At 59.4% G+C, this 3,402-nt stretch carries 2 protein-coding genes; both read right to left on the bottom strand.

Translation table 11 applies throughout. The features are described 5' to 3' along the window. Positions 1 to 22 precede the first annotated feature (22 nt). The gene (locus NW844_RS12480; protein ID WP_414336097.1) at positions 23 to 1,396 is read right to left on the bottom strand and encodes a nitrate/sulfonate/bicarbonate ABC transporter ATP-binding protein; all 1,374 of its coding nucleotides are present in this window, start codon (positions 1,394 to 1,396) and stop codon (positions 23 to 25) included. A gap of 18 nt (positions 1,397 to 1,414) precedes the next feature. After that, a complete protein-coding gene (locus NW844_RS12475; RefSeq protein WP_414336095.1) occupies positions 1,415 to 3,142 on the bottom strand; it encodes an ABC transporter permease in 1,728 nt (575 codons plus the stop codon). Positions 3,143 to 3,402 lie beyond the last annotated feature (260 nt).

Below are 3,402 nucleotides of genomic sequence, written 5' to 3'. Positions count from 1 at the left end.
AAAAGGCAAAGCCAAGCTGGCCCTAGCCAGAACGGGAATCAAGGCCGACAGGCTCAGAAGCGGCGGAGCTTTCGCTGGGATCCGGGAGATACAGCCGCTCTTCCGAGGCATCGTACTCAAAGAGCTCCGCATAGCGCCCCCAGTCAACGGCTGTAGCAAACTGCCGCTCAGCTTCCTCGTGGGGAAAATGTTCGTCCCAGAGATCCAAGAAGAAGTCCGCCCGCATGGAGCGGCTGTTTTTTTCTTCCAGCGTCTGCAGGATGCTCTTGAAGACCGGCACCCGTGCCAAAAGCTGCTGTCGGAAGAGATCCTTGCTGCGCAAGATGGTGGTGTTGGCAAAGTCTTGGCCGATCTCGGTCAGTTGTACCACCCTGCCGCTTACCTCGGCAAAGCCCAACAGCACCGCCGCATCCAAAATCGGCAGCAAGTCATCCACCGCCAGTTGCAGCCGCTCGGCCAGCTCGGCAATCTCTACCCGTGCCTGCGGCCATTCCACAATCAGCTCCAGCAAACCACTGATGCCGCCCACCCGCGCATGGGGCAGGGGCAGCGCGTAGGGAGAAGTTGCCCTACTGCTTACCGAAGTGGGGGCAGCCACCTCGCCGGTTACCGGGATCTCCGGATTGGTCATGATCTCGTAGATGTAGTCGACCAGGGACTTGAAGCGGGGATCCGTACGTTCGTGGGGCCGCGGCAGGTCGATTTTCACCTCTCCCCGGATCCGCCCCGGCTTGGATCCCAGGATCACCACCCGATCCGCCAAAAACACGGCCTCTTCGATGTTGTGGGTAACGATGAGAATGCTCTGGGAAGGGAAGGCCTGGGTGTTCCAGAGCTCGTCGATCTCCCCCCGCAGGTTCTCCGCCGTCAGCACGTCCAGAGCGCTGAAGGGCTCGTCCATAAACAGCACCTTGGGCTCTAGAACAAAGGCGCGGGCAAAGCCCACCCGCTGCTTCATGCCCCCCGAGAGTTCCTTGGGGTAGGCGTTCTCGAACCCATCCAGGCCCACCAGGTCGATGGCCTTGAGGGCCCTTTGCCGCCGGATCTCGCGCGGGATCCCTTGAGCCTGCAGCCCCAGCTCCACATTTTCCTGCACCGTCAGCCAGGGCAAGAGAGCAAAACTCTGAAACACCATGGCCACATCCGGGTTGGGGCCCCGCAGAGGACGTCCATTGCTCAACACTCGCCCTTCGCTAGGCGGGATCAGGCCCGCCATGATGCGCAGCAGGGTGCTTTTGCCGCTGCCGCTGCGGCCCAACAAAGCCAAAACTTCCCCTGCCCGCACTTGCAAATCTATCTGGCTTAAAACCGTAAACTCGCCCTTGCCCTCCGGCAAAGGAAAGCGCTTGTAGACCCTCTCAACTTCGATCAGAACCGGAGAAGCTGCAGAACTCATATCAGATAGCCTCAAAGATTAAAGGTGATATTTTTCTTCTGCCAATTGATACAACCGCCGCCAGAAAAGGCGATTGATGCCCACCACAAACAAGCTCATCATGCCAATGCCCAAAGTAATGCGGGGCCAATCTCCCACCGCCGTTGCCTCAGCGATATAGGTGCCCAATCCCGTAGCCTTGAGAGTGGTGGATCCCCAGGCCACGATCTCCGAGACAATGCTAGCGTTCCAAGCGCCGCCGCTGGCCGTGATCCCCCCGGTAACCCAGGCAGAAAAGATCCCCGGAATAATCAGCTTTTGCCAGCGCTGCCATCCCCGCAAGCCCACATCCACGGCCATCTCGCGCAAATCTGTGGGAATGCTCTGGGCGCCGGCAATGGAGTTAAAGAGAATGTACCACTGCGCTCCCAACGACATCAGCAAAATGCTGCCCCACTCAATGCTAATTTGGGTGCGGATGAAAAACAGCGTGGCAAATGGAAAGAGGAAATTGGCCGGAAAAGCTGCCAGAAATTGCACCACCGGCTGCAGCAACTTTGCCAGGCGTGGATTAAAGCCGATGGCCACTCCGATCGGCGTCCAGATCACGGTGGCGAAAACCAACAGCACGCTGACCCGCAGCAGGGTGAGGATCCCCAGCCCAAAGGTCAGCAGCACCTCCCCGAAACCCACGGTGGTGGACACAAAATGAACAATCCAAATCCCGATCCCGCCAATGGCCAGCCAAGAGAGCTGAGTCAACAGCCGCTCGCGGCGTCGCTCCGCCTCGGGATTGGGTGGATCCCCCCAGCGCGGGCGAGTTAAATAGGACAACAGCCGATCCGCCAATTCTCGGAAGGGAGCCAGCCAATTGCCCAGCAACCGCGGGATCCGCGCTGCGGTCAGCAGATCATACAGCCACGACTCCGGGGCAGCCGCACTGGCGCTCTGCTCCAGGCGAAACTTATCCGACCAGGCCACCAGAGGCCGCCAGAAGAGCTGATCCACCAGCAGGATCACCACCGCCATGGTCAAAAGCGCCCAGCCCAACTTGGGCAGATCCTCTGCTTGAACGGCGGCTTCCACATAGGATCCCAGGCCGGGCAGGGTGTACTCCTGGTTAAGCACGCTGATGGCCTCGCTGGCGGCCACAAAGAACCATCCCCCGCCAAAACTCATCATGGCGTTCCAGATGAGGCCCACCATCGCTGCCGGCACTTCCAACTGGACGAAGCGCTGCCAGCCCGACAAGCGGTAGAGGGTAGCCGCTTCCACCAGCTCCTGCGGCAGGGTGCGCAAGGATTGGTAAAAGGAAAAAGTCATGTTCCAAACCTGGCTGGTGAAGATGGCGAAGATAGAAGCCGCCTCCAGACCCAGCAGGCTGCCGGGAAAAAGCGCGATAAAGCCGGTAACGGTAATGGAGAGAAACCCCAACACCGGCACCGATTGCAAGATATCCAACAGGGGGATCAAAATTCGCTCCGCCCAGCGGCTTTTGGCGGCGATATACCCGTAGATCAGGGTAAAAAGGGTGGAAAAGAAGAGGGCGATGAACATGCGCAAGGTGGAGCGGGCGGCGTAGTAGGGCAGGTTGCGCGGATCCAGGTCGACTCGGGGCACCAGCGCCGGCGGCTGAAACTGCTCAAAAGCCCCCGTCCCCACCTGCGCCACCAAGGCCAGGAGAACCAACGTGCCCAGAATAATAGCCCCATCAGCAGCCCCAGCCGGCAGCCGACGGAGTACCTCTGGAGAAGGAAAAGTCCTCATGTCCGCTCCGAAAGGTTCACGAAACGGTAACAAAGCATCCCCACCCCGCCCCGCAGAATAGAGTCCTCAGCCTCTGCAGCGTTGCCGCTTTACTTCCTGCTTCCGCGTTTCCTAACTGGCCGGCTCCCAACCCCGCAACAGGAAACTCCACGCCAGGCTTTGCACTGCGTTGAGGTCGCGGTCTATTTCTAAACTCAGAAAACCCACACCCAGCAATACTACCTGAAATAGGCACCGTAAACTACCCGACTCCGACCGCT

Source organism: Synechococcus sp. H55.2 (assembly GCF_047462495.1).
Taxonomy (GTDB): Bacteria; Cyanobacteriota; Cyanobacteriia; order Thermostichales; family Thermostichaceae; genus Thermostichus.
The sequence above is the reverse complement of the archived record's forward strand: the minus strand, read 5'-3'. Positions and strand labels throughout refer to the sequence as shown.